This is a genomic window from Pseudomonas sp. F01002, assembly GCF_004402115.1.
Lineage (GTDB): Bacteria > Pseudomonadota > Gammaproteobacteria > Pseudomonadales > Pseudomonadaceae > Aquipseudomonas > Aquipseudomonas frigoris.
The window spans coordinates 68377-93287 of the sequence record NZ_SOPU01000003.1 but is presented as its reverse complement, the minus strand read 5'-3'; the positions used below and the strand labels follow the sequence as shown (position 1 = coordinate 93287).

Here is a 24911-nt window from a genome sequence, read left to right as displayed (position 1 = left end):
TGTTGGCCTTGACTCGCTTCCACGCCCGTTTCAGGTTTTCTCTCGCAAAGGCCCGATCCAGCAGCCCTTGCCCTGCGTTGTCGGATTCATCTTGCGGGCGATTGACCTCGTCGCTGACGGGGCTTCTCACGGCTTCACCGCTCGCAGTCTCCATCCGCCCCGCGTTTGGCAGGCATCTGACTTCCGGTCTTTCGCATCAACATGGCCTATAACGCTTTCTCTCGTTCGGCCCTTCGTCAAAAAAAAGACTACTACGGCCTCTGCTGACTTCCCGCTCCGGCTGGCACCGTCGCCCTTTCAGGCATAAGGCGAGATCTCCCCAGGTAAGAACGCAATCCTTCACCACACAACCGCCGGATTTACACAGCCTTACCCTTGACCACAAGAGCTTCGCGGTTTTGTGCCCGCTCGCCCTGATCCTGCCGCGCCTTTTATCCGGTTCTTGTACATCGGCTCATGGCTTCGATTCACGCTTCCTCCCCACACTCGGTCACCCTCATGCAGTTGCGCTTCACTTCGTTCGCTGTGGTCAGCTTACGGCGGGACTTTCACCCACAAGATTGCGCCCATGCTGGGCGCACACAAAAAAAGCACCCCGCAGGGTGCTTCTTTTTGAATCTGAATTTCAGCTATTTACTGAGCCGGCTCGTTCTGCCCCAGGATCAGCTTGCCTTCCTTGTCGACCGGAATCTGGTTGCCCGGATCGCGATCCATCCGCACTTTGCCTTCCTTGCCATCCAGTGAATAACGGACGTCATACCCTACGACCTTGTCACTGATGTCATTCACGGTATTACACCGCGTCTGAGTCGTGGTGTAGGTGTCGCGCTCCTGCATGCCTTCCTGAACCTTGTTGCCGGCATAACCGCCACCGACAGCGCCTGCAACCGTAGCAATCTTCTTGCCGGTGCCGCCGCCGATCTGATTACCCAACAGACCACCAGCCAGCGCACCGACCACCGTACCGGCGATCTGGTGTTGATCTTTCACCGGCGCTTGCCGGGTTACTGCAACGTCCTTGCACACTTCACGTGGCGTCTTGATTTGTGTCTTGACCGGCTCAACGGCTAGAACTTGCGCATATTCAGGGCCGCTTTTAACCAGCTTGTAGGTGGCAACAGCACCCCCGGCAGTTACACCGACAGCACCCAATACCGCACCAACCAGCAACGACTTGTTCACATGAACCTCCTGACCATCACATACGGGACAAGCCCGCGCTTCTCCCAGCCTTGGAGCATAAAAAAAGGCGCGAGTTCAATACTCGCGCCTTTTCGGTCGACAGCTGGAAAACGATAGCCGTTATGGGCGGTCGTCGACTTCCTTATCGGTAGCCACTGTAGGAATCAGATCCTCAGTGCTCAGGTTCAGCCAGATCAGCACGACGTTGGCGATGTAGATCGACGAGTAGGTACCCGCCAACACACCGATAAACAGCGCAATGGAGAAGCCGAACAGGTTGTCGCCACCAAAGAACAACAGGGCCGCGATCGCCAGCAAGGTGGAGATCGACGTCGCCATGGTCCGCAGCAGGGTCTGGGTGGTCGAGATGTTGATGTTCTCGATCAGGGTCGCCTTGCGCAGTACGCGGAAGTTCTCACGAACCCGGTCGAATACCACGATGGTGTCGTTGAGCGAGTAACCAATGATCGCCAGTACCGCCGCCAGCACCGTCAGGTCGAAGGTGATCTGGAAGAATGACAGGATACCGACGGTCACGATCACGTCGTGAATCAACGAAACGATGGCACCGACCGCGAACTTCCACTGAAAGCGGAAAGCCAGGTAGATCAGGATGCCGCCCAACGCCATCAGCATGCCGAGGCCGCCTTGATCGCGCAGCTCTTCACCGACCTGAGGGCCAACGAATTCGACGCGCTTGAACACCGCAGGGTTGTCGCCACCGACCTTTTGCAAGGCCTCGGCCACCTGGTGACCCAACTGCGGGTCTTCACCTGGCATACGTACCAGCAAATCGGTAGTCGCACCGAAGCTCTGTACGATCGCCTCGTGATAACCCGATGCAACCAGCTGCTCACGCACCTTGGTGACATCGGCCGGACGCTCGTAGGTCAGCTCGATGAGCGTACCGCCGGTGAAGTCCAGACCCCAGTTCATGCCCTTGGTGGCGACGCTGAACAAAGCCAGCGCGGTAAGGAACAATGTGACGCCGAACGCAAAGTTGCGAACGCCCATGAAGTTGATTGTACGTAACATGGCAGCCCCTTAAATCCACAACTTCTTGAAGTCACGACCGCCGAAGATCAGGTTGACCATCGCGCGGGTCACCATGATGGCCGTGAACATCGAGGTAAAGATCCCGAGGGACATGGTCACTGCGAAACCTTTGACCGGGCCGGTGCCCATCGCAAAGAGAATCCCGCCGACCAACAAGGTTGTCAGGTTGGCGTCGAGAATCGCGGTGAATGCCCGGCCGAAGCCTTCGTTGATTGCCCGTTGTACGGTCATGCCAGCCGCAATCTCTTCACGTATCCGCGAGAAGATCAGAACGTTGGCGTCGACGGCCATACCCATGGTCAACACGATACCGGCGATACCCGGCAGGGTCAGCGTTGCACCCAGCAGCGACATCAGGGCCAGCAGCAGCACCATGTTCACCGCCAGCGCGACGGTGGCGATGATGCCGAAGAAGCGGTAGATGGCCATGATAAACAGCGAGACAAACAGCATGCCCCACAGCGATGCATCGATACCTTTGACGATGTTGTCGGCACCCAGGCTCGGGCCAATGGTACGTTCTTCAGCGAAGTACATCGGTGCAGCCAGACCACCGGCACGCAGCAGCAGCGCCAGTTCGGACGACTCGCCCTGGCCGTTCAGGCCGGTAATACGGAACTGAGCACCCAGCGGCGACTGGATGGTCGCCAGGCTGATGATCTTTTTCTCTTCCTTGAACGTCTGGACCGGCACGTCTTTCTCGACGCCATTGACCACTTGCTTGACGTAAGTGGTAACCGGACGTTGCTCGATAAAGATCACTGCCATGCTGCGACCAACGTTGCTGCGAGTCGCACGACTCATCAGCTCACCACCATGGCCATCCAGACGGATGTTCACTTCTGGCGTGCCGTGCTCGCCGAAGCCAGCCTTGGCGTCAGTCACCTGGTCGCCAGTGATGATCAGGCCACGCTCAATCTGAGCAGGCGGACGCTTGCCTTCACGGAACTCGAAGGTCTCGGAAGAGGCTTTCGAAGCACCCGGCTCAGCAGCCAGACGAAACTCAAGGTTGGCCGTCTTGCCGAGGATACGCTTGGCTTCGGCGGTGTCCTGCACGCCCGGCAGCTCAACCACGATGCGGTTAGCGCCCTGACGCTGAACAATCGGTTCGGCAACACCCAGCTCGTTGACGCGGTTACGTACCGTGGTCAAGTTCTGCTTGATGGAGTATTCGCGGATTTCCGCCAGCTTGGCCGGGGTCATCGCCAGACGCAGTACCGGTTGGCCATTGAGGTCGGCCGGAACAATGTCGAAATCGTTGAAGCTCTTGCGGACCAGCGCACGGGCTTGTTCGCGGGTTGCTTCATCAGTGAAGCCCAGCTGAATGGCACCGTTGAGTTGCGGCAGGCTGCGATAGCGCAGTTTCTCTTTACGCAACAGGCTCTTCACATCGCCTTCGTACACTTTCAAGCGCGCGTCGAGGGCTTTGTCCATGTCCACTTCCAGCAGGAAGTGCACACCACCGGACAAGTCCAGACCCAGCTTCATCGGGTGCGCGGCCAGGCTGCGCAGCCATTGCGGGGTGGTTTGTGCCAGGTTCAGTGCAACGACGTAGTCATCACCCAATGCCTTGCGCACGACGTCCTTGGCAGGTAGCTGATCTTCAGCCTTGGTCAGACGAATCAAACCGCCCTTGCCGTTGGCGGCCAAAGTGGCAGCCTTGACGTTGATCCCGGACTCCTTGAGCGCAGCGCTCACACGGTCCAGATCAGCCTGATTGACCAACAGTGCGGTACTTGCACCGCTGACCTGAATAGCCGGGTCATCAGGATATAGATTGGGAGCGGAATAAATCAGACCGACCGCCAGCACCGCCAGGATCAGAATGTATTTCCACAGAGGGTATTTGTTCAGCATCACGCCGCCCGCTTATGACGCGGGGCGCCTTGCGCGCCCCGTCGATTGAGTAGAAGTTGAAACTTAGATCGCTTTCAGCGTGCCTTTTGGCAGCGTGGCGGCAATGGCGCCTTTCTGGAACTTCATTTCGATGGTGTCGGAAACTTCCAGAACAACGAAGTCGTCTGCCACTTTAGTGATCTTGCCGGCGATACCACCGGTGGTCACAACTTCGTCGCCTTTCTGCAGGCTGCTCAGCAGGTTTTTCTGCTCTTTGGCGCGCTTGGCCTGTGGACGCCAGATCATCAGGTAGAAGATGACCAGGAAACCGACCAGGAAAATCCACTCAAAACCACCACCCATAGGGCCGGCAGCAGCCGGTGCAGCAGCGTCAGCCATGGCATTAGAGATAAAAAAGCTCATTTAGCACTCCAGTTGCAAATGTTGAATCTTGGGGTCAGAAAACTCAGTCCAAAGGCGGAACAGGTAACCCGCGTTTGGCGTAGAAGGCATCGACAAAGGCGGCCAATGTACCCTGTTGAATAGCCTCGCGCAAACCAGCCATAAGCACCTGGTAATGGCGCAAATTGTGGATGGTATTCAACATGCTACCCAGCATTTCGCCGCACTTGTCCAGATGGTGCAGATAAGCACGGGAGAAGTTCTGGCAGGTGTAGCAATCGCAGGTCGGATCCAGCGGCGAATCATCATGGCGATGGAACGCGTTACGGATCTTCAGCACGCCTGTATCAATGAACAGATGCCCATTGCGGGCATTACGGGTTGGCATCACGCAATCGAACATGTCCACACCGCGGCGCACACCCTCAACCAGATCTTCCGGTTTGCCAACGCCCATAAGGTAACGAGGTTTGTCAGCCGGCATCTGACCCGGCAGGTAATCCAGGACCTTGATCATCTCGTGTTTCGGCTCGCCCACCGACAGACCGCCAATGGCCAGACCATCGAAACCGATATTGTCGAGACCTTCCAGGGAGCGCATGCGCAAATCCTGGTGCATACCGCCCTGAACGATGCCGAACAGCGCCGCCGTATTGTCGCCATGGGCTTCTTTCGAACGCTTGGCCCAACGCAACGACAGCTCCATCGATACCCGCGCGACGTCTTCGTCAGCCGGGTACGGGGTGCATTCGTCAAAGATCATCACGATGTCCGAGCCCAGATCACGCTGGACCTGCATCGACTCTTCCGGGCCCATGAACACTTTGGCGCCGTCGACAGGAGAAGCGAAGGTCACGCCCTCCTCCTTGATCTTGCGCATCGCGCCCAGGCTGAACACCTGGAAACCGCCGGAGTCGGTCAGAATCGGGCCTTTCCACTGCATGAAATCGTGCAGGTCGCCGTGTTTCTTGATCACTTCGGTGCCAGGACGCAGCCACAAGTGGAAGGTGTTACCCAGAATGATTTCCGCGCCGGTCGCGGTGATATCCCGCGGCAGCATGCCCTTGACGGTGCCATACGTGCCTACTGGCATGAACGCCGGGGTCTCGACGGTACCGCGCGGGAAGGTCAAACGACCGCGACGAGCCTTGCCGTCAGTGGCCAGCAGTTCAAACGACATACGACTCATACTGTTTCCTCAGGGCCGCGTGGCGCCGGATTACGGGTGATAAACATCGCATCACCGTAGCTGAAAAAGCGGTAACCATGCTCCACCGCTGCTTTATAGGCAGCCATGGCTTCGGGATAACCGGCGAACGCCGAAACCAGCATCAACAGCGTGGATTCGGGCAAATGAAAGTTGGTGACCAGGGCATCGACCACATGAAACGGCCGGCCCGGGTAGATAAAGATGTCGGTGTCGCCACTGAACGGCTTGAGCACGCCATCGCGCGCGGCGCTTTCCAGGGAACGCACACTGGTGGTCCCCACGGCCACCACACGACCACCGCGAGCACGGCAAGCCGCGACTGCATCGACCACGTCCTGACCGACTTCCAGCCATTCGCTGTGCATGTGGTGATCTTCGATCTTCTCGACGCGCACCGGCTGGAACGTGCCCGCACCGACGTGCAAAGTCACGAACGCCGTCTCGACGCCCTTGGCGGCAATCGCTTCCATCAGCGGCTGATCGAAATGCAGCCCCGCCGTCGGCGCCGCCACCGCGCCCAAACGCTCGGCGTAGACCGTCTGATAACGCTCGCGGTCCGAACCTTCATCCGGGCGGTCTATATAAGGCGGCAACGGCATGTGCCCGACGCGATCGAGCAGCGGCAACACCTCTTCGGCAAACCCCAACTCGAACAGCGCATCATGACGCGCCAGCATCTCGGCCTCGCCACCGCCGTCGATCAGGATCTTCGAACCCGGCTTCGGCGACTTGCTGGAACGCACATGGGCCAGCACGCGATGACTGTCGAGCACCCGCTCCACCAGGATTTCCAGCTTGCCGCCGGAAGCCTTCTGGCCGAACAGCCGCGCCGGAATCACCCGGGTATTGTTGAACACCATCAAATCGCCCGGGCGCAAATGCTCGAGCAAATCAGTGAATTGACGATGTGCCAGGGCGCCGCTGACCCCATCCAGGGTCAACAGGCGACTATTGCGACGCTCGGCCAAAGGGTGGCGAGCGATCAGCGAATCAGGGAGTTCGAAAGTAAAGTCAGCAACGCGCATGATGGGGTTCGTCTAGCAGGGGCCGGAAGTCTAGCCGAAATAGTGAAAATTCTCTATGTACCTGATTGACCGACGGTAATCTCATCTCTATACTTCACCGCCATTGAGCCCTGATGGCGGAATTGGTAGACGCGGCGGATTCAAAATCCGTTTTCGCAAGAAGTGGGAGTTCGAGTCTCCCTCGGGGCACCACATAGCAGTATCTGAGAGTCTCTACCAGTCTCTCAGACCCAAAGAAACCGGCCACCTGGCCGGTTTTTTTGTGCCTGCCTGTCCATCCCTGTCTCCCCTTATCCGTTGTATCCCTGTATCCCTCCTTGTATCCTGAGAAAATCACCTAACTTTGGGATACAAGGATGAAGCGCGCAGACATCAAGCGCCGACCTCTCGCTGACACGACACTCGCGGGACTGGAACCGGAATCGAAGGAATACCGCGAGCTGGACGGAAACGGCCTCTACTTCAGGGTCAAACCTGATGGAGGGAAGTCTTGGCAACTCCGCTACAAACGATCGGCGGGCAACTGGGCATGGATGGGGCTCGGGGGTTACCCTGAAGTAAGTGGAGCGCTGGCACGGGACAAAGCTGCTGATCTACGCAAAGTAGTGAGCAGTGGCGCAGATCCTCTTGAACAGAAGCGCTCTGCCAAGGCAGCCATTGATATAGCCAAGACACGCACTTTTCGAGCAGCTGCTGAAGCCTGGCTCAAGGCTAAAGAGGAGAAGGGTCTAGCGCCCTCCACCCTCAACAAAATACGTACATACCTCGATAAAGACATTCTTCCTGCGCTCGGCGATAAGCCATTGGACGAAATTACTCGTACCGATTGCGCAGAACTTCAAGCATCCATCGAAGCGAGAGACGCTCACAACGTTGCGGAAAAGTGCCGTACATGGATCAATCAGATTTTTGGTCGAGCCATTGGCCTAGGCCTGACGGAGAACGATCCCGGAAGCCGTCTTCGAGACATTGCCGCCCAAGCACCGAAAACTCAGCAGCATCCTCATTTGCTGGAGCATGAGCTAGGCGACTTTCTAATCGCTCTCAAAAACACCCCAAGCAGACTGACGGCTCGAACTGCAGCATGGCTTTGCCTTTGGACAGCATCTAGGCCGGGCATGGTTCGCTTAGCCGAATGGAAGGAGTTCGACCTTCATAAAGCTATTTGGACAACACCTGCCGCGAAAATGAAAATGCGCAGGGATTTCGTATGTCCACTACCGAAGCAAGCGATATCAGCTTTGAAAGAGCTTCACTGTCTCACTGGGCGCAGCCGATGGTTATTCCCCGGAGTCGGCGCGAAGAATCCAACAATTAGTGAAAACACTATCAACAAAGTGTTCGCAACGGTCGGCTACAAAGGGCGCCTGGTGGGTCATGGCACACGCCATACTGCTAGCACACTGCTCAGGGAACACGGCTGGCCTAAGGAGCATGTCGAGGCTCAACTCGCTCATAAGGAAGAGGGTATTTCAGGAATTTACAATAAGGCTCAATACTTCGAGCATCGGGTAAAGATGATGCAGTGGTATGCGGATTACCTAGGTCAATTGGCAGCTGGGAATGTCATTCACGGACATTTCGGCGAGGTAGTCTGAGCGCACATTCTCATCCCCTCCAAAAATCCGTGTAACGCGTGTAACTCGTGTAACGATCTCCTTGAACTCCCCGAATTCATTGGGTCTTCCAGTGGTTACACGTTTGAATGGCATTGCGTACACCCGGTGTAACGTTGACTAACCGTGTAACGCCGGATTGCACCACTTTACTGAGGGCCGCGTATTGGCTGGGACTTGAATCTCTCTCGCTGGATACGACAAAAAGCATGGGGCGGGGGGATAGGTTCAGAAAATTGAGGGACTCAAGAAAAGGGTCCAAAACTCGGTAACAAAGTAACGTTTGTGTAAAAAATTGTGAAAAGCGACTTTTTGTTTTCACTTTTTCCACTGTATGGAAAACCAGTAGGACATGGTGGGACGGCCCGGCAAAAAATGAAAACTCTGTCGCGAACGTGCTGACTTTACTTGCTACAAAACTCAACAGTGCGTCGAAGTAGCCGAAAAATAAAGCTTTCAAAAAACAATTATTAGTTTACATAGCTGGGGCCTGTAAGAACTACGACAGGTAACCCGCTATGACGATCTACAACGCTGCAACCCCATGTGCAACCATCCAACCTGCTACAGAGCTTCTCACTACTGACCAAGTAGCGAACGCCTTAGGCTTGTCCAGCCGAACCCTCGCTGCATGGCGCAGCTCGCGCACTCATTCACTCCCCTACGTCAAAACCGGATCACGGGTGCGTTATCGCTCCGGGGACGTCGCGGCCTGGCTTGAAAGCCGGGTTTGCTGCACCGCTGCCACGGCGGGAGGACGAACCGAGTGACCGCTTCCTACCAAATCAAGAAAATTGTAGAGCTCTCTGCATCTGCCACGTCGATCACCGACCACCGTAACAGTGCCAACTCGCCACAATCACAAATCAACGCGTCTGATTGGGATCTAGGCCGTTTCGATCCCTCTGCCACGTTGATTCGCATCAACCAAGTCATGGCACTGACAGGCATCGGCCGCGCAACTGTTTACAAGCTTATGAACCAGTCCGAAAGCGGCTTTCCACTGCCTGTAAAACTCACCAATAGCAACGCACGCGGCGCGCCCGTAGCATGGGTTTTAGCCGAGGTTTTGAATTGGAATCGTGCACGCATCGCGGCCCGTAACCAGGTGGCCGCATGAAAATCAAGATCGCCAGTAAAGCGCTGATGCATCCGTTTTCAGTGATGCGCCGAATCGGTTTCTCATCCCAAACCATGCAGCGCTTTGAACGCTTTCGCAGTCGAGAAGAAAAAAAGGGGCGCGTGGTCAGCATCCTCAGATGGGCCGACGGCACCTGGTGCATTCTCGCTCTCCGCTGCGAAACATTCGGAGTTGTGGTCGTTGATGAAGGCCAGCAGATCGACGCCTACGAAGACGCCAGATCCATGATCGACGGCGACTTCCTGCCCCTGCTCTCCCTGCGCTGGGAAGCTCACGCCTGAAACGAAAACGCCCCCGGGGGCGATCCGGAGGCGTTGAGGTCAATCTACATGCCCGAACAATTTATGCCGCACCTGAACAAACCGCAAGCCATCAGCGCAGTTGCACTTTCGAAAAACGGACGTTACTCTCTGGCCGTCGCTGCAAATTCAGCGACCGACCTTGGCGGGTCGAACGATTTCAGGCGCAACAGCGCCATATACTCAATTGCAGGCGCTTTTTTTGTGCCCGCGATTACGCGTTATGGCGAGTTGCGCAGGAGCACCCTCGGGTGCGCCGGGTTCCTGAATCACCGGTCCGCCAATCTTGCGCAATTCGCCACCCATTCCTGCTTGGCGGCAGGCTGTGGTGGCTCCTCTGATTCGGGAGCTACATCTAATGATCACCATCGATCCGTCCAAAATTCGCGCCGCTGCACACCGTGCAATGGCTCTCGCCGCTTTACACGCCAACTCCAGCCTCGCTACACGTCTCTCCCGCTACAACAGCCACATGGCCAAAGCACGCGCACTCGAAACCGCAGGCGGTGCCCAATGAATAACGCCCTAAGTTGTGCCCTGCCTGAAGACCTGCTTTGCGTTAATCCTGCCGCAAGCGCCGGGGTGCCGATCGACGCCATCACCTGCGCGATTGATCGCGCCGACTCGGTGCTGACGCTGCTGGAGGATCACTTCGAAAGCGAATCCTCGCGCCTCGCCACTCATGTGATCGCCGCCGTCCTCTGGGACGTTCGCGGCACGCTCGGCCTGATCAAAACCCTGACCTTGCACGGTGACAACACCTCCATTCCGGCCGTGCAAAAAGGCGGTGCGCTATGACTACTTCCACCACCCGTGGTCGCGCCACCTTTACTCGCGTGAATGCCACCGATTTGAAATTGTTCCGGGTGAATGCCGGAGTACCGGTCGAAGACGCACTGGAGATGGTTTCCCTGCTGCAGCATCACGCCAATCAGCTCAACTTCGACGCCGCCATGAGCGACAGCGGCGAGCGCTTCAGTTGGCCTGCTCTGTACCTGGGCGAGATGGCCAAAGCCCTGATCGACGACATCAACGACGCGCTGTTTTTGCCGAGGGCTGACGCATGAGCCAACGCCCAAGCAACTCCGCGAAACGTCCCAGCTTCGCCGACGTGAAAGCCGCTGCACTGAAAGACATTGATCGTGCCCTGACGCACTGGCTGCCCAACGGCAAGCGCGTAGATGGCGGCAAGGAATACACCGCACCGAATCCAACCCGCAGCGACAAGCGCGCTGGTTCGCTCAAGATCAATTTGAGCAAGGGCACGTGGGCCGACTTCGCCACCGGTGACAAGGGCGGCGACCTGATCGATCTGGTGCGTTATCTGGATGGCGGCACTGACGTCGATGCCTGCAATAAACTGGCAGAGTTGCTCAACGTATCGCCCGGCGCCGCCCAGGCGAAGACAGCGCCTGCCAAGACAAAAGCACCTGATTGGATTGCCATTCAGCCGACCCCGGCCGAGGCCATGAACAAGTGCCCGGCCAAGCACCGGCAGCACGGTGCGCCGTCCAAGGTGTGGATCTACCGTGATGCGCAGGGCAAGCCGCTCATGGTGCTCTACCGCTTCGACCTCACCCCCGATGACGACGGCAAACCGAAGAAGGTCTTTGCTCCCCTGACATGGTGCAAGCGCGCCGATGGCCAAACCACACAATGGCGCTGGCAGGGTCTGCCTGATCCGCGTCCACTGCTGCGCCTTGATGAACTGGCCCAACGCGGTGACGCTCCGGTAGTTCTGTGCGAAGGTGAAAAAGCTGCCGATGCCGCCGCCGAACTGTTGCCCGGCTGCGTGGCCAGCTGCTGGCCGAACGGCTCCAACTCCTGGCACAAAGCCGATCTGACACCGCTCAAAGGACGCGACGTTTTGTTGTGGCCAGACAACGATGTCAGCGGTATAGCCTGCATGGAAACCGTCGCCGAGAAGCTGCGCGAAATTGGCGCCGCCTCGGTTCAGGTCATAGCGTTGGAGGTGTTCAAACGCAAGCCTACGCTGAAGAATGACCGCGCCGCCTTCGCCAAAGATGGTCAATGGGACGACGGCGACGATGCCGCCGATGCACTCGCCAAAGGCTGGACAGCGCCCCACTTCGCCAAGCTGGAAAGCAGCGGTGAACTGTTTGGTGTGGTTGTCGAAAAGCCTGAGCCTGAGCAGGCAGAGAGCAATCCGGAACCGAAGACAAAAGCAGCAGCCAAGCGTCCGTCCAAGCCAAAAAATGACCTGATGCCCGGAGGCTTTCGCCTCACGTCAGAAGGCGTATTTTATTCCGGCGACGACGGCGAGGCGCGTCCGGTGTGCTCCTCACTGGAGATCCTTGCTCGCACCCGCGACGACAAAGGTCAGAACTGGGGACTGCTGGTCGAGTTCGACGATCCCGATGGCGCCAAGAAACGCTGGAACATTCCGGCACGCACCATGACCGGCGACTTCGGCAAAGACGTGCTGGGTCCACTCGTGGACATGGGGCTGCGTCTCGCTGGTAGTCGCTCGGGACGTAACGCTCGCAACGACCTGCAGAGCTATCTCGGCGGCTTCGACAGCGCGCAACGGGCACGACTGGTCACCCGCTTGGGCTGGCACGACAGCGCCTTTCTACTGCCCGAACAACAGGTCGGCGCGCACAGCGAGCACCTGCACTTCTACGAGGCCGGTTCTCAGCTTCCGCCGATCAGCGAAGCGGGCACGCTCGAACAATGGCAAGAGCAGATCGGCGCACTGTGCATTGGCAATCATCGCTTGGCGTTCGTCGTCGGCGTGGCCTTTGCGGGGCCGCTGCTGCACATGCTCGGTCATGAATCGGGTGGGTTCCACCTGTACGGCGACAGCTCGGGCGGCAAGACTACGCACCTGCAAGTTGCCGCCTCGATCTACGGTGGGCCGCGTCTGGTGCGTTCGTGGCGCTCCACTGACAACGCGCTCGAATCCATCGCCGCCGCGCATTCCGATGGCCTTCTGGTGCTGGACGAAATCGGCATGTGTGACCCGCGCATCATCGGCGAGACGGTGTACATGCTCGGCAACGGCACTGGAAAGGCACGCGCCAATGATCGAGGGCAAGCAGGCCGACAGGTACAGGAGTGGCGCCTGCTGTTTCTGTCCACAGGAGAGAAGACGCTGGCCCAGCACATGGCCGAAGCCAACAAGGAGCTGAAAGCGGGCATGGAAGTGCGCATGCTCGCGGTCCCGGCCGATGCCAGTAAAGGCCTAGGCATGTTCGACGCACTCAACGGCTTTGAGGATGCGGCGGCATTGGCCGATGCGCTCAAAGCTCGGGTAGCGAAGTACTACGGCACACCGCTTACTACCTTCCTGAGCGCGTTGTGCGAACCGGGCAAACGTCACGGTTGGTCCGCCATCCTGCGCCGCACGCTGGAAGGCTTTATCGCCCAGTCTCTACCGGCCTCGGCCAGTGGACAAGCGCACCGTGCGGCCGCTCGGTTCGGTCTCGCCGCCGCAGCGGGCGAGCTGGCCACCGCGATGGGCATCACCGGCTGGCCAGACGGAACCGCCACCACCGCTGCCCGCGTGTGCTTGAACGCTTGGCTGAACGAACGCGGCGGCGCCGGTAACTTCGAAGGCGATGCGATTTTGGCGCGCTTACGTCAAGTCATCGAGCGATTTGGCGAAAGCCGTTTCACCCGCTGGGAATCCGCAGCGGCAAAGATCGACGAACACGGCCCGCGCACCATCGACCGTCTCGGCTTTCGCAAGACGCTGGAGCATGGCCTGGGCGATGCCCTGCATACCACTAACACCTACTACGTGTTGCCTGAGGCATGGCGCTCGGAGATCTTCCGGGGCATGAACATCAATGCCGTGAACAAGGAACTGCTACAGCGCGGCGTGCTGGAGCCCGGCGGCGATGGCAAGGCGTCGAGCCTGATCCGGTTGCCCGGCCTTGGCACGCAACGCTGCTACGTTGTGAAGACGATTCCGGGGCTGGCTGAGAGCGAGGCTCGGGCTGCCTGAGGGCATCTCCGCTGATCGAGGTAGCGCCGGCTTTTTCCCGGCCTCGCCAGCCACTCAACCAACCCCACAATCGAATTGCACAGAGATTAAACAGATGAACGAGCTTCAAGACCTGAAAAACCGTCGTGACCAACTGCGCAGCGAAGCAGAACGGCTGCAAACCGAAATGCTGCCACTTGAGACCGCGCTGGAAAGTGAAGACCCAATCGAACCGGATCGGAAACGCGAACTGCGGGACAAGCACAACGAGCTGAAAAGGAATTTCGATTCGCGCAATCTTAATGCCGATCTATTAGACCGGCGGATCAGTCGCCGTGAAAACCTCGCCGATTGCGACTCCCTGATGGCGGGTTACGTCGAGGAGATGAACAATTGGAAAGCTGATGAGCAGGAGCTGAACGAAAAGCGCCAGAGCCTCAGTACCCGCCTGGAGCAGATCCAACAACAGGCTGAAGAGGACATGATCAAAGCCCGTCAGGCCGAAACGGACGCTGCCACCGCGTACGCGCAGGCCGTTGCATGGGGTGACACCGAAGGCGAGAAGACCGCGAACACCGACGCACAAAAGGCCGCGAAGAACCTTACAGCGGCCGCCGAACAGAACCGTCGGCAAACCCTGATCATGGCCGCACTGGAGCAGGAACGGGTCACCGTAGATAAGTACATCACCGAAGCGCAGGTGAAGTACAAGGGGATCGAACGCAATGCCCTGTGGCTCTCGCGGACGGTGTTAGAAGAGCAATGGAACGAGGCCGCAAAAGCGTTGTTCGAGGTGGGCGGTAAGCTGTGGGCCAATAACAACCTGCTAGGACATGATCCGGTAGGGCTTATGAAACTGGCCGTTCCTGAGCAAGGCGAAAATCATGGGCAATGGACATGGCACGAGCTCATAGATCGCTCACGTCAATACAGCGCTCGAGACTTAATGCAGCTCGACAATCTGCCTATACCGCAACAGCTTGTAGATATGAGCAACCCAGAACAACGCAAGGAGCAACGTAATGGTCAAACCACTGCAGAACAGCGCGAGCTGGTCTGACACGCTCAAGACTCGCAAAGCCCATCTGAATTCGCTGTTGAAAACCATAGACGCGCGTGCGGGCAAAACCAGTCAGATACAGACACTGACCGTCAAAGCGATTAAGGCGGAAATGGCACACATTGAAAGCCAACTGAATCGACGAAAATAGCTCAGAATTTGTAACCAGCGTTACGTATCCTAATAATCACGCACGACCTAACAGAACAAGGGAAGCAAAATGTCCAAACTCGCAGAATACCGTCAGCTGGAAAAACATCTGGCTGAGCAACTTCAAGCGCTTGAAGCACTGAAAGGTGATGATGGGCTGAAGAAAGAAATCGAGTTCGAAACGAAGCTGCGCGAGCTGCTGGAGCGTTATGGCTTCAGCTTGAAGTACGTCATCAGTCTGCTGGATCCTCAGACTTCGGCTCGCCAGCAAACCTCTGCTCCAGCTGCGAGCACACGCAAACCACGCGAACTCAAGGTTTATAAAAATCCGAACACCGGCGAAGTCATCGAAACCAAAGGCGGGAACCACAAGGCGTTGAAGGAGTGGAAAACAGAGCACGGATCTGACGTCGTCGAGGGATGGCTGAAGAAGTAAAAATAGCTTCATCTGAAAAAGGGCCCAGTCGGGCCCTTTTTGCTGCTGGCCCATAACCCAAAAAAATCGACGTCATCTGATAGCTTCGTGGCGACAATCCTCCACGATTACAGCTTTCCCCACGAGGAGGATTAAGTACCGTCTTCGGCCATATCGACCTTCGTGACAGGCTGCTATCGGCCGAGGCTGTGTAAAAACGTTTTCGATCTGTGTAGGCAGACGAAAACAGCCCAAAAATCGCGTCCCTATGCAAATTTCAGGTCTACTTACCAAACGGTCGACGCCAGATTTCACGTAGCAACGCTGACTTCAAAGTGACGAATGCGTTTTTACACGGCCTGGGCCAAATGCAGACACTCAGCTATGATAAAACGGAAAAATTTTGCATCACATGCCACGTTTATCGGCAGACTTGAGTCAGGATTTCAAAAATTTGGTTGTCGTTTGCCAAAAACATAGCTCATGATCCGAACGGAGGCGGATGGCATTTCTGCCGTTGTCAAAATGAGAGAATTTCAGAACCATTCTATTACGGGGGAGATATGGCAGAAAAACCGAAGGACAAAGGTCGAGAAAAGAGTGAAAGCAGCAATAGAGGCCCACGTCCAGACTCTGGGAAGGTATATAAAGATAGTAACGAGTCGTTCGAGAAGCGCGATCGTACTGCGGTCTTTGATACACTCGAACCACCAAAGCCACGACCTGGCAAGGGGTAAAGGCGATGACCCAAGCAGCTGAAGAGCTTTCACTACGGTGGCACAACCAGCTGTTCGGTATTCGTCGATCCATTCGCTACCATCTTCGCCGCAGGGCATTTTTCGAGCGCCTTGACCAATTGTCTAATATGTTCTCTGTGATATTTGGTTCAACTGCCATTTACGGAATACTGGATACTAATGCGAAGGTGCTTGCATTGGCGTCTTCTGCGGCCGTTACTGTTCTAGCCTCCATTAACTTGGTGGTTGGCAGCGCTCAACGAGCTCGAGCTCATTCAGATTTCGTACGCCAGTACGTTGAGTTAGAAAAACGCATGCTGATGCCAAGTAATGAAGATTGTCTCTTAGCAATAATGGCAGACCGCCTCAGCATTGAGGCAGGTGAGCCTCCCGTTTTGCACGTACTAAATAGCATTTGCCACAATGAGCTGATGCGCTCGATGGGATATAAAAAGGAGGAGTTGGCAAAAATTGGATTAGCGCAGCGCTTACTTGCTCACTTCGTCGATTTTCGCGGGAATGCTATTCATTGATTGCGACCGATGACAAGATTTAGCTCATGCAGTTACAGGCGAACCGCATGATCCCATTGACCTAATAGAATACTCCGCAAGTTTGCAAGGATAGTCTTGCACAGACATCTGCACCTCCCTTTATTATATATGTAACGGCCCTTCGTGAAAAAATGAAGTTGGTCAACAACGGGCGCAAACGTGCTCACAAACTGGTTAAGAATTATTTTCAATGCTTTACAAGAAACGAGTCAAGACAGAACCAAGGCACCCGATCCTCAAGCAATAGCGATCCAATAACGGAAAGTTTGTAGACCATGCTCTCACCGATTTGCCGGGATACTGTCCAAGACTTTATGAAGTCATCAGCACGAAAAACGTCAAAACCTATTTGCCATCCCTCATTTGAACCGCCCTCCATTATCATCAAGGAGTAATTAACATAGGAAGCTGGACGATAACAGGAAAAATTCAAACCATCGATTCGCCACAAATCTTCATCTAGGACATCTTCAAGTTCGAAAATCTTAGCCGCACGCAATAGTACAGACAAGGTTTCAATAGGCCTCTCAACCAAATCATAATTATTCTTGAAGTTTCCATACTCCCGAGAAAGCAAGTAGCTCAGTGCTTTTTCAGGTGCTATGTCATATCTGGAGAGCTTGCCTTCGCAGTTAATAACAGAATTAAATAGCAAGCCTATTAGCAACTCGGCTTCTTCTTTGAGATCAAGCGTCTTGGCCACAGCCAGAGAGACCTCCCAGTGTGACGCTTGAGCGTCACTCAATGCAATCACAGAACCCGAATAGACTTCTAATATTAGATTTAGAATTTTAGCAAATTGTAGCCCTGCCTTTTCCTGGTGTGATTCTGGCGCGCAAAGATACGCTGCTCCAGCCCATCCTAAGACCTTTGAAATACGAAGAGGTAATTGGTATAGCTCAACAAATCCACCACCCTCGCTTGGTAACAAACAGTATTTATTTGTTTTCAATGAGTCAATTAGAGACTCATTAATGACTAGTAACTCATCAACAAGTTTATAAGTTAGGAGTATTGCCCCCGCATCCACTACAGGTGTTCCTAAGCTCGGAAGTAGGCAAGCCGCTACTCCGGCAGTAACCATTGGCGACCGATAAACATCTTTAGCTTGTACAGCTTTGGCAGAGAAAGTCACAGCTAAACGTTCAGCGCAGCCCACTAATACCGAATCGTTTTCGCGACAAGGGTTTAATACTGAGTTGACAAGGGACATGAATTGCGGAGCGCTCCATTGCCTGTCTAGGATGCCATATACACTCCATATGCTATCGTAATTATCCCTTATCGCTCTATCGAGATTTGAAGGCCAGTAGTGTATTAAACTGCGTAAAGATGTATTTGGGTCGGTTTCATATCTGGGGTTACGACAAAAACTAGGTGGCCCATAAAGATTCAGCCCCCAGACGATTGCATTTTGTCCATGAGCTTCTAGTTTTTTTGAGATGCGCCTGCCTATTTCGACTAGATCCAAAACGCTCGCACTATCTTGAACAAAGTCTCTTCCTTCTATACAGTCGAGAATTGCGTTCGTACCAATCCCCCCTGCGCGCGTCTCGCCTGAAGTTTGGTTTTTTGCCGAGGTCGCGACTAGCGTCAAAGCAGGTGTTCCGGCATCACCAATGAGCTCAGGTTTTAATAGAACTCCGAGATCTGATATGAGCCCACCACTCTGACAAGCGTCTATAATTATATTGCTCTGTTTTGGCGATGTTTCATTAAGAAATCTAAACAACTCGCTCAAAGATAGAGCTGTCATGGACTGTACTTTTGGGCTTGTGTCGCGGAGCCACATATGAAAGCTGCCAGAACTCACACCTCCATGCCCTGCAAAAAAAAATGTGAAATTATCTATTTGTGGGTTGTCGAAAAGCGCTTTTTTCAGTGCAGATCTAACTTGCTCGATAGTCGGCGACCGCAGAAATAGTGAATGCTCGCTGTCGAATTGCCCAACTTCAGGCTTCACAAGAGCATTAAATATTCTTATTGCATCATCCTCTGCAGACTCGAGGGAAGTTGAATGCTCGTATTCGTTGCAGCCAATTGCCAGCAGGATCCTCATTGCTCACTTTCTCCGTAACGCACAAACTTTGCTTTGCGCTCAACCTCTCTATCCAAAGCTTCGGCCACCTTTCTTGCCTTAATGTCTTCGACTAGCGCGTCATATTCTGGGGTGCTTTCTTGCATTGTCCTTGCGAACTCATTAAACGAATCGGTTCCAAGGTGGATCTCTGGCAGCTTCACTTCTCCTGTCTTATCCGCGCTGAACTCGATTTTTTCGAGCATTTCCAAGAAGGCTAGCTGTAGAGATCCAGACTTCTTTGCATCTACAACGTTTCCACTTTGATCACAGACTTTCGATACTGATGCGTAGATCATGCGAGCAAACTGTGCCCCCATGTCCTCTTGAAAGCTACTGAAGCACTTTTCTAAAATTGTTATGTCATGGGTAATAATGCTCTCAAGCGCAATTTCAAATAGCGTGGAGTGAGTTTCAATTCCACCATTGTATACCTGAGGAGCAGCAGGATTGCTCAATATAGCTCCATGTTTTAAACGTTGCGCGATTTCAGGGTTAACATATTTTGCCATTGCATGTTGTTGAAGCGTAGATAAGCTTCCGCAGAGACTCATTGAATTTGTCTACGAACTCAAGATCTACAAAATAATCAACAAACAGGTCGTGACGCTCCATAATCCATCACCATTCTATTCAATCTAGTGAAGATAGGTGTGAAAAGCAGCCGTGTCTACACTGCGAAAGACTGCCATGCGGTTGTTCAAGATTCGAGTGGTGTGGATATTGTTGAGTGTAGAGCCTTCCCGCAGTACGCACTATGGCTCGCAAGCGGATAGACCATCCCAGAGAGCGGCCAAACCAGCCCCGAGCGCGACGAGGCCAACCGAAACCTGACCAGTCAGAGCACGGGATAGCGATTACCCAGGAAGTAGCTAGGCAGGTATGCCCGCAGCGAATCGGGAAACAAGGCTGAAGGCTGATAAGGGATGACTAGCAGAAGGAAATGCAAGCTACAGTGTCAGGTGTACCCATGATCATGTGCCCGTGCTGAGCGGATAACTACACGGTGATGGTTTGCAAAGGCATGTACATATCAATTGAAGGAGATAGCCATATGAGTATCAAACCTGGACCAAAACCGATAGCTGATTCGACTGGCAAAAAAGACCAGCGTCGTAGTGTTACCCCCGAGAACAAACCCAAACATCCCGATCTAGACGTACATAAGCACAAAAAAGGTAAGTGACCTGTAAAAGCCCCGTCTTACAAGGCGGGGCTTTTACATCAAGATGAGGTCAAAACCTAAATGCTCGCTGTTGTAAATCGCTCCTAGTTTCGTAGACAAATCTGACTGACTCCTTTTGGCGCAGAGTGTGTAAAAACGCTTCGCCAAAATTGAAGTGTGCGAGTCTACGTTAAATCTGAAATTTATCGGCACATCTGCAGATGTGGATTTCGCGTAGAAGCGCGATTTACAGTCCGGTTGTGAGTACCTGTCGTGCTCAAAAACGTTTTTACACACCCTCGGCCGCTATCTGCCGGTCGCGACAGGGAGTCGGCCGAGAAACGGATGCAGCTCACTTGCAGGGGGAGCGGGTGCATTAACGCAAGCGTGAGTGCACTACCTGCTGCCGCTGTAGCCACCAGTGCGCCCTGCCCCAATCCATGCATGTTGCAATCCTTCTGAATAAACGCAGCATTGACCGGGTGGACTGGCAGCTAGCGTCGCGTTATGGGCCTGGACCTGAATCAGTACTTTTTGAATGCCGATAGGCCGTTAGCAGCGCGCCATTCTTTCACCGTCCTAGTGACACCTTCGGCAGAGTTGTCCGCACCGGGTTCTGGGTGAAAAATAAGGTCGTAACCATCTGGATGGCCCGCGAGCTTGCTGAACTGTTCAAGCAATTCACCCAGTTCGTCGTCCGTGCCGCCCTTGTTAACGACTCGTATTTTTTTGATGAAGGCGATGAATTCGACTTCGGTAAAATCAGAAATATCTTCCATGTTGTGCCTACTTTCTCTTGTGAAGGTCAATGTGGTTTCGTGGGGTATTCACCCTCAAGTTATCCGCGTCGTACACCGCCCCACCGTCTACGATTCGTTCGACATGGTGTATTTCGAACGTCACCCGTTTTCCTACCGAATCTCTGAATCGAACCGTAGCCGCATTACCAGTTAGCACACGCGCCTGATCGTCCTCGCTCAGTTGGCTAAGCAACTCCGGGTCGTTACTTACAGCTTTCCAAAAAGCCCGCCTGAAGCTATCGAACGTTCCGAAACTTTGGCCTCGCAATGCGTCCGCTATCCGCGTAGGGATTGGCGCACCAAGCCCGATACCAGCATTTGCGAGCCAGACCCCTGTTACATCCTCGCCCCTACCTGTAGCTATCCCCGGCGCATGACGGGCACTGATAACGATGTACAGCGGCGAGATACCGGAGTCAGCCGGGAACACAAGGATGAAGTCTTTGTATTCATCGGGGTAGATCGGGCTGACGATGATGTTATCTGCCTGTTCCGTAGGCGGATAAATCCATATTTGGGGTGTTTGGGGTGCGCCCTCTAACGGTGGAATTCCTGAGGTGCTGGATGGGTCAATGGCTGGTGTCCAAATCAGCGTTACCCCGTTGCCAAAGTCTGCCACCTGCTGAGAACTTTGCTCAACGAATTGCACCACCGGAATCATCTCCCAGTCGGTGCGCTTCTGAGTGTTGTACCCGTATCCCTTCAAGGTGCCATCTGCTTGCTGTTCGACATGTATCCGAACGCGTGTGCGGCCTTCTTTAAGGGATTTGAGCTGTTCGTCTGTATACAGGCTGCTATCGCCTAGGCTCGACGGCCACATCATGGCGACAATGCCTGCCAAAGTACCAGCAGCCACACCCGCAGTGAGTACCCCGGTTCCACCAGCGGCCCCAGTTGTAGCAGTTTCAGTGGCTACAGCAGCAACAGCAGTGCACAAACCACCACAGGAGACAGTAGCGGCTGATGCGGCAGCCCCGCCTAAAAGAAGTGTTCCCAGCGTTGCAGGTAGTGAACCGCTGATTTTCTTGAGTGGAATGTTTCCCTGTGCGTCCGTTTCACGGCCACCGAGAATGGCGAACTCACCGTAATTGCCTACCTTCTCAACAGGGATGAAGCCAGACGGTTTTTTGTGATCGATCACACCGTCAGGCAGATCGCAGCTCTTGGCGAACACACACCCCAAACTGTTTGGTTTGGGGTGGTCTTTGGTGGGAATGCCCTTGTACTCAGCCCAACGCTGGGCATGAGTGTCTACAGGTTCTACGCCGCTGTAGCGGTGGCCCTTGGGGGCGTTTGGCACGTAGCCGCTCAATCCTTGATTCCTTATCCGTGTAAGTGCAATTCCTTAGATTGCAAATGATACCCGGTACAGCCCGCTCCCTTGAATGCCGGCAGAAGGCCATAGGGATGCACAGATACCCTTCGTAGGGTTTATTGGACTTACCGTCGATCCGTGATGCGAGAACATATCTCGTTTTTCTCGGTTGATCGATTGGCGCCATAGCAGCTGGTAACACTATCAATCAGGTATGAAGAGTAACCAAAAAGCATCTGTATTTGGCCGTCCGCTTATTGAGGCGCACAGTGCTGTTTGACCGGCTGCGGACCATGTCCGATTCAGCACGCAGGCTGAAAACGTTACACCTTTTGTAATCGTTACACCGAGAACCTCAGGGGGGTGCGAGTCAGTGTAACGCCTATTTTATTTAATAAAATCAATAAGTTGAGTAGAAATGCTACACCTGTAACACCAGTTACACGTCGTTTTCTGTACATCCGCCCCGCCCCCCATCAGCAACGCGCTCCACCAGCGAAGATATTCCGGCAGGAGCCGGGGGCCCCTGAGCAATAGAGACATATACGGGGTCGGAAACCCGCCGGACTTTGTTAGCGGACAGGTGCCCAGCTTAGTGAACAGGTGAACCGGGTGAACACACAGTTCACCAGTGCAATTGCACAAGATGATGGGAGGTCGCCGGGGACCCTGAGCATTTCTGAACGACACGGGACACAAAACCCGCGCGATCTTGGTAGTGGCTGATTTTTTTACATTGGTTGACAGGTTGACTCGGTTGACGGCCCAAGGTGTCCAAAATCATCAACACAAAAGGCCATCGTTACCGGTGCGGTAACGATGGCCTTTTTTCAGCAGAATTCTTTCGATTTCAACGGCTGAAATTTCAGTAACTTTGAAATCCTTCCACTAACGCAGTCCCGCGGGTTTCCGACCCCGTACCTGAAGAAAAACCTCAGGGTCCCCGGCAGCATTTCAGATCGTGCACGTCCCAAGATGTCGCATGCCACGGCATGGTTGGCAGGTGGTCGTGAGCTCGACCATGATATTCATCCAATCAAATGAACCGCGTCGCTTTCTGGCAGGATGGATACACAGCGCATCATCCCTGACTGCCGAGACTGAGCATGCCATCCAACCCAGCATCCAACCTTCGAATGCCTATAGGCTCAATCACAACCGCCTTCCCCTCTGATCTCACGTTCAGGGCTGAGGGCCTGTACCAGATATTAGGCAACACAAGCCTAGCAACACACCCAGGCATTGGGGTCAGGGTAGGTGACGAGGATCTAGTCATCCCCTATCGAATTCATCACGAGGGCAATGAGCAAGGATGCCTACAGCTCAACGGCCTTCAAAGCGTGATGTACTCCTGCATCATGACAAGGCATCACGATGGCCATGTCCGACAACGTCACCTACAGCAAATTCTTCCTGTGCCTGAGCCTTGGGTTGTCCCTTTCGTGATGCAGCTTACTGGCGAGTACGTAATAGAAGTACTCGATACTTGTGAGACCCATCTGACAGCACTCAATCCGCAGCTATACGGGGCCTTCATTAGGGCCAACCCGACATACTTCAAAGCGCTACAGGACAGGATGATCAGCTACTGGGATTGCTACTACCGTCATCTGTATAAGCACCGGCAAAACTATGTGGGGTTTCGGTTATTCGAGTACTTTCGTAAACTCGCAAATGGATAGAAGGCTAGTCAGCGCACGCCAGCGTGTATCCCTATCTGTATCCCTAACTGTAAAATCCGTCTGCAAGGCACGGTTTATATGGTGCGAACGAGTCTCCCTCGGGCACCAAAATTAAGAAAGGTCTTGCTTAGCAAGGCCTTTTTTTTCGTCTGTAGAAAAGCCAACCCCGCCCGCCCTGTAGGAGCTGCCGAAGGCTGCGATCTTTTGATCTTGCTCTTCCACGCCGCCCACACCGGCGGAACATTTCACAAGGATTCCCCCCATGGAATTGCTGCTGGAAACCGTCGCCCTCTTCTCCCTCAAACTCGCTTACGAGACGGAAGATTCAAGTCCGATTCTGCGGGATGATCCGATCATGAGTGATTATGAGCGGGAGGTGTTTGGGTTGCTGGTGCGCAGGGGGAATGTCGAGGGGATTCAGTTTCGAGTGGCGCACTGTGTAAGTTTGGCTCTGGACGCTATAGGCGGGGCTGATACGCCGCTAGGGCGAGAACTGCAACGATTGTCAGCTGATTTCAGCAATGCGCGGACAATGGAGCAGCTTAATGCGCCGCTCATTGCGCTTAAGGATTACCTGAAAGATATTCAGTGAATGATCGGGTTAGGACAGGTTTGACCCCCCTTTTACACCGACTGGTACTGGGTAGGGCTTTGGCTGATATGGAAATAAATCTGTCCAGATTTCACTGCGCCAGCAGACAACAACGAAAGACTTTTTCGGCATCACAAGGACGTATCAATGCGGCAAATCGCCTTCAGCAACAAGCCACTCAGAGGTATTCCCCGCCGCCTTCGCGCTCTGGAACGCTGGGCCTCCAGTTTTCGCGACGAGTTTCACCCGCGATCTGGGCACAATGAGTGCTACACACATTGGAAGATCCCGGTGCACGCGGCCTTGGTTCAAGGCCCTCAAGCCAGGATCGAAGTTCAGGCCTTCTGCATTCAGCAACTGCTCGAAGCCGCTAGCCACCTGTCCAACGCTGCTGACCACTCACAGGGTTACTACCGCGTCGCTTGCCTGCTGGTATGGCCATGGGTTCATCAGAGCGAAGTCACCCTCTTTTATGACCGGGACTATTATCTGGGTTTTCTCGGTGAAACTAACGCTCTCATGCCAGAGCGGATCAGTCATGCTCTTGCGTTGCACACACCAGCGAATTTCATCGAGCACGGACATGACGTAACTCAACCTGACGATGAGGTCGCAGTTAAGTGGTGGTGCATCGGGGAACCGGCCTGA

The 24911-nt window shown here is 54.5% G+C and carries 25 protein-coding genes, 1 tRNA gene and 1 pseudogene; 16 read left to right on the top strand and 11 right to left on the bottom strand.

From position 1 onward, the window contains the following. The 7 genes and pseudogenes from E3W21_RS31535 to queA form a co-directional block, all read right to left on the bottom strand. Window positions 1-130 (bottom strand): annotated as a pseudogene (locus tag E3W21_RS31535) (RNA-directed DNA polymerase (Reverse transcriptase)); the annotation flags it as partial. A gap of 503 nt (window positions 131-633) precedes the next feature. Further along, window positions 634-1182, bottom strand: coding sequence for a glycine zipper 2TM domain-containing protein (locus tag E3W21_RS01050; protein WP_134417293.1), 549 nt, complete (start codon window positions 1180-1182; stop codon window positions 634-636). A gap of 120 nt (window positions 1183-1302) precedes the next feature. After that, window positions 1303-2217 (bottom strand): protein translocase subunit SecF, encoded by a 915-nt coding sequence (gene secF, locus E3W21_RS01045; protein WP_134417291.1) that lies wholly within the window; start codon window positions 2215-2217, stop codon window positions 1303-1305. Between the two features lie 9 nt (window positions 2218-2226). Continuing rightward, window positions 2227-4095 (bottom strand): protein translocase subunit SecD, encoded by a 1869-nt coding sequence (gene secD / locus E3W21_RS01040; protein ID WP_134417289.1) that lies wholly within the window; start codon window positions 4093-4095, stop codon window positions 2227-2229. 63 nt (window positions 4096-4158) lie between these two features. Then, window positions 4159-4497: a preprotein translocase subunit YajC gene (gene yajC, locus E3W21_RS01035; protein WP_111450288.1), complete on the bottom strand. Its 339-nt coding sequence runs from the start codon at window positions 4495-4497 to the stop codon at window positions 4159-4161. A gap of 43 nt (window positions 4498-4540) precedes the next feature. Continuing rightward, window positions 4541-5656, bottom strand: coding sequence for a tRNA guanosine(34) transglycosylase Tgt (gene tgt / locus E3W21_RS01030; protein ID WP_161990833.1), 1116 nt, complete (start codon window positions 5654-5656; stop codon window positions 4541-4543). Between the two features lie 5 nt (window positions 5657-5661). Further along, window positions 5662-6711 carry a tRNA preQ1(34) S-adenosylmethionine ribosyltransferase-isomerase QueA gene (gene queA / locus E3W21_RS01025; RefSeq protein WP_064679573.1) on the bottom strand — a complete coding sequence of 350 codons (1050 nt, stop codon included), beginning with the start codon at window positions 6709-6711 and terminating at the stop codon, window positions 5662-5664. A gap of 107 nt (window positions 6712-6818) precedes the next feature. Between queA and E3W21_RS01020 the strand changes: the two genes are divergently transcribed. The 13 genes from E3W21_RS01020 to E3W21_RS00965 all read left to right on the top strand — a co-directional run bounded on the left by E3W21_RS01020 (window position 6819) and on the right by E3W21_RS00965 (window position 16611). Next, window positions 6819-6903 (top strand) — tRNA-Leu (locus E3W21_RS01020). Window positions 6904-7067: 164 nt separating this feature from the next. After that, window positions 7068-8309 carry a tyrosine-type recombinase/integrase gene (locus E3W21_RS01015; protein ID WP_134417287.1) on the top strand — a complete coding sequence of 414 codons (1242 nt, stop codon included), beginning with the start codon at window positions 7068-7070 and terminating at the stop codon, window positions 8307-8309. 536 nt (window positions 8310-8845) lie between these two features. Beyond that, the gene (locus tag E3W21_RS01010; RefSeq protein WP_134417285.1) at window positions 8846-9097 is read left to right on the top strand and encodes a helix-turn-helix domain-containing protein; all 252 of its coding nucleotides are present in this window, start codon (window positions 8846-8848) and stop codon (window positions 9095-9097) included. A gap of 95 nt (window positions 9098-9192) precedes the next feature. Further along, window positions 9193-9447 (top strand): AlpA family transcriptional regulator, encoded by a 255-nt coding sequence (locus tag E3W21_RS01005; protein WP_256661480.1) that lies wholly within the window; start codon window positions 9193-9195, stop codon window positions 9445-9447. Next, window positions 9444-9749, top strand: coding sequence for a hypothetical protein (locus tag E3W21_RS01000; protein WP_134417283.1), 306 nt, complete (start codon window positions 9444-9446; stop codon window positions 9747-9749). Before E3W21_RS01005 ends, E3W21_RS01000 begins: the two co-directional genes overlap by 4 nt. A 376-nt stretch (window positions 9750-10125) precedes the next feature. After that, a complete protein-coding gene (locus tag E3W21_RS31065; RefSeq protein WP_166793802.1) occupies window positions 10126-10284 on the top strand; it encodes a hypothetical protein in 159 nt (52 codons plus the stop codon). Continuing rightward, window positions 10281-10565 (top strand): hypothetical protein, encoded by a 285-nt coding sequence (locus E3W21_RS00995; protein ID WP_134417281.1) that lies wholly within the window; start codon window positions 10281-10283, stop codon window positions 10563-10565. Before E3W21_RS31065 ends, E3W21_RS00995 begins: the two co-directional genes overlap by 4 nt. After that, window positions 10562-10834: a DUF3077 domain-containing protein gene (locus E3W21_RS00990; RefSeq protein ID WP_134417279.1), complete on the top strand. Its 273-nt coding sequence runs from the start codon at window positions 10562-10564 to the stop codon at window positions 10832-10834. The genes E3W21_RS00995 and E3W21_RS00990 overlap by 4 nt, the downstream gene beginning before the upstream one ends. Beyond that, the gene (locus E3W21_RS00985) at window positions 10831-13737 is read left to right on the top strand and encodes a DUF927 domain-containing protein (RefSeq protein WP_134417277.1); all 2907 of its coding nucleotides are present in this window, start codon (window positions 10831-10833) and stop codon (window positions 13735-13737) included. Before E3W21_RS00990 ends, E3W21_RS00985 begins: the two co-directional genes overlap by 4 nt. 94 nt (window positions 13738-13831) lie before the next feature. Beyond that, window positions 13832-14776: a chromosome segregation protein SMC gene (locus E3W21_RS00980; RefSeq protein WP_134417275.1), complete on the top strand. Its 945-nt coding sequence runs from the start codon at window positions 13832-13834 to the stop codon at window positions 14774-14776. Continuing rightward, window positions 14739-14927 (top strand): hypothetical protein, encoded by a 189-nt coding sequence (locus E3W21_RS00975; protein WP_134417273.1) that lies wholly within the window; start codon window positions 14739-14741, stop codon window positions 14925-14927. Before E3W21_RS00980 ends, E3W21_RS00975 begins: the two co-directional genes overlap by 38 nt. A gap of 69 nt (window positions 14928-14996) precedes the next feature. Further along, on the top strand, window positions 14997-15362 hold the full coding sequence (locus tag E3W21_RS00970; RefSeq protein ID WP_134417271.1) for a histone-like nucleoid-structuring protein, MvaT/MvaU family: 366 nt from the start codon (window positions 14997-14999) through the stop codon (window positions 15360-15362). 721 nt (window positions 15363-16083) lie between these two features. Further along, entirely contained in the window at window positions 16084-16611 is a 528-nt protein-coding gene (locus E3W21_RS00965; protein ID WP_134417269.1) for a hypothetical protein, read from the top strand. Between the two features lie 208 nt (window positions 16612-16819). On the opposite strand, the gene E3W21_RS00960 is transcribed toward E3W21_RS00965, so the two are convergent. Both E3W21_RS00960 and E3W21_RS00955 read right to left on the bottom strand, forming a co-directional pair. Then, window positions 16820-18691, bottom strand: coding sequence for a caspase family protein (locus E3W21_RS00960; RefSeq protein ID WP_134417267.1), 1872 nt, complete (start codon window positions 18689-18691; stop codon window positions 16820-16822). Beyond that, on the bottom strand, window positions 18688-19263 hold the full coding sequence (locus E3W21_RS00955) for a hypothetical protein (RefSeq protein ID WP_134417265.1): 576 nt from the start codon (window positions 19261-19263) through the stop codon (window positions 18688-18690). Before E3W21_RS00955 ends, E3W21_RS00960 begins: the two co-directional genes overlap by 4 nt. A gap of 500 nt (window positions 19264-19763) precedes the next feature. On the opposite strand from E3W21_RS00955, the gene E3W21_RS31525 reads away from it, so the two are divergent. Beyond that, window positions 19764-19895 (top strand): hypothetical protein, encoded by a 132-nt coding sequence (locus E3W21_RS31525; protein ID WP_256579194.1) that lies wholly within the window; start codon window positions 19764-19766, stop codon window positions 19893-19895. Between the two features lie 503 nt (window positions 19896-20398). On the opposite strand, the gene E3W21_RS00945 is transcribed toward E3W21_RS31525, so the two are convergent. Together E3W21_RS00945 and E3W21_RS00940 are read right to left on the bottom strand one after the other, a co-directional pair. Then, window positions 20399-20653: a bacteriocin immunity protein gene (locus E3W21_RS00945; RefSeq protein WP_134417263.1), complete on the bottom strand. Its 255-nt coding sequence runs from the start codon at window positions 20651-20653 to the stop codon at window positions 20399-20401. A 7-nt stretch (window positions 20654-20660) separates the two neighbouring features. Then, window positions 20661-21986, bottom strand: a complete 1326-nt coding sequence (locus tag E3W21_RS00940) for an S-type pyocin domain-containing protein (RefSeq protein ID WP_134417261.1) — start codon at window positions 21984-21986, stop codon at window positions 20661-20663. A 1947-nt stretch (window positions 21987-23933) separates the two neighbouring features. Here E3W21_RS00940 and E3W21_RS00935 point away from each other — a divergent pair. Both E3W21_RS00935 and E3W21_RS00930 read left to right on the top strand, forming a co-directional pair. Continuing rightward, window positions 23934-24263: a hypothetical protein gene (locus E3W21_RS00935; protein WP_129438223.1), complete on the top strand. Its 330-nt coding sequence runs from the start codon at window positions 23934-23936 to the stop codon at window positions 24261-24263. Window positions 24264-24410: 147 nt separating this feature from the next. Then, window positions 24411-24911: a DUF3916 domain-containing protein gene (locus E3W21_RS00930; protein WP_129438225.1), complete on the top strand. Its 501-nt coding sequence runs from the start codon at window positions 24411-24413 to the stop codon at window positions 24909-24911.

Coding starts and splice junctions, on each gene's coding strand:
- secF (WP_134417291.1), bottom strand. CDS start 2,217: ATGTTACGTACAATCAACTTCATGGGCGTTCGCAACTTTGCGTTCGGC.
- secD (WP_134417289.1), bottom strand. CDS start 4,095: ATGCTGAACAAATACCCTCTGTGGAAATACATTCTGATCCTGGCGGTG.
- yajC (WP_111450288.1), bottom strand. CDS start 4,497: ATGAGCTTTTTTATCTCTAATGCCATGGCTGACGCTGCTGCACCGGCT.
- tgt (WP_161990833.1), bottom strand. CDS start 5,656: ATGTCGTTTGAACTGCTGGCCACTGACGGCAAGGCTCGTCGCGGTCGT.
- queA (WP_064679573.1), bottom strand. CDS start 6,711: ATGCGCGTTGCTGACTTTACTTTCGAACTCCCTGATTCGCTGATCGCT.
- E3W21_RS01015 (WP_134417287.1), top strand. CDS start 7,068: ATGAAGCGCGCAGACATCAAGCGCCGACCTCTCGCTGACACGACACTC.
- E3W21_RS01010 (WP_134417285.1), top strand. CDS start 8,846: ATGACGATCTACAACGCTGCAACCCCATGTGCAACCATCCAACCTGCT.
- E3W21_RS01000 (WP_134417283.1), top strand. CDS start 9,444: ATGAAAATCAAGATCGCCAGTAAAGCGCTGATGCATCCGTTTTCAGTG.
- E3W21_RS31065 (WP_166793802.1), top strand. CDS start 10,126: ATGATCACCATCGATCCGTCCAAAATTCGCGCCGCTGCACACCGTGCA.
- E3W21_RS00995 (WP_134417281.1), top strand. CDS start 10,281: ATGAATAACGCCCTAAGTTGTGCCCTGCCTGAAGACCTGCTTTGCGTT.
- E3W21_RS00990 (WP_134417279.1), top strand. CDS start 10,562: ATGACTACTTCCACCACCCGTGGTCGCGCCACCTTTACTCGCGTGAAT.
- E3W21_RS00985 (WP_134417277.1), top strand. CDS start 10,831: ATGAGCCAACGCCCAAGCAACTCCGCGAAACGTCCCAGCTTCGCCGAC.
- E3W21_RS00980 (WP_134417275.1), top strand. CDS start 13,832: ATGAACGAGCTTCAAGACCTGAAAAACCGTCGTGACCAACTGCGCAGC.
- E3W21_RS00975 (WP_134417273.1), top strand. CDS start 14,739: ATGGTCAAACCACTGCAGAACAGCGCGAGCTGGTCTGACACGCTCAAG.
- E3W21_RS00970 (WP_134417271.1), top strand. CDS start 14,997: ATGTCCAAACTCGCAGAATACCGTCAGCTGGAAAAACATCTGGCTGAG.
- E3W21_RS00965 (WP_134417269.1), top strand. CDS start 16,084: ATGACCCAAGCAGCTGAAGAGCTTTCACTACGGTGGCACAACCAGCTG.
- E3W21_RS00960 (WP_134417267.1), bottom strand. CDS start 18,691: ATGAGGATCCTGCTGGCAATTGGCTGCAACGAATACGAGCATTCAACT.
- E3W21_RS00955 (WP_134417265.1), bottom strand. CDS start 19,263: ATGAGTCTCTGCGGAAGCTTATCTACGCTTCAACAACATGCAATGGCA.
- E3W21_RS31525 (WP_256579194.1), top strand. CDS start 19,764: ATGAGTATCAAACCTGGACCAAAACCGATAGCTGATTCGACTGGCAAA.
- E3W21_RS00945 (WP_134417263.1), bottom strand. CDS start 20,653: ATGGAAGATATTTCTGATTTTACCGAAGTCGAATTCATCGCCTTCATC.
- E3W21_RS00935 (WP_129438223.1), top strand. CDS start 23,934: ATGGAATTGCTGCTGGAAACCGTCGCCCTCTTCTCCCTCAAACTCGCT.
- E3W21_RS00930 (WP_129438225.1), top strand. CDS start 24,411: ATGCGGCAAATCGCCTTCAGCAACAAGCCACTCAGAGGTATTCCCCGC.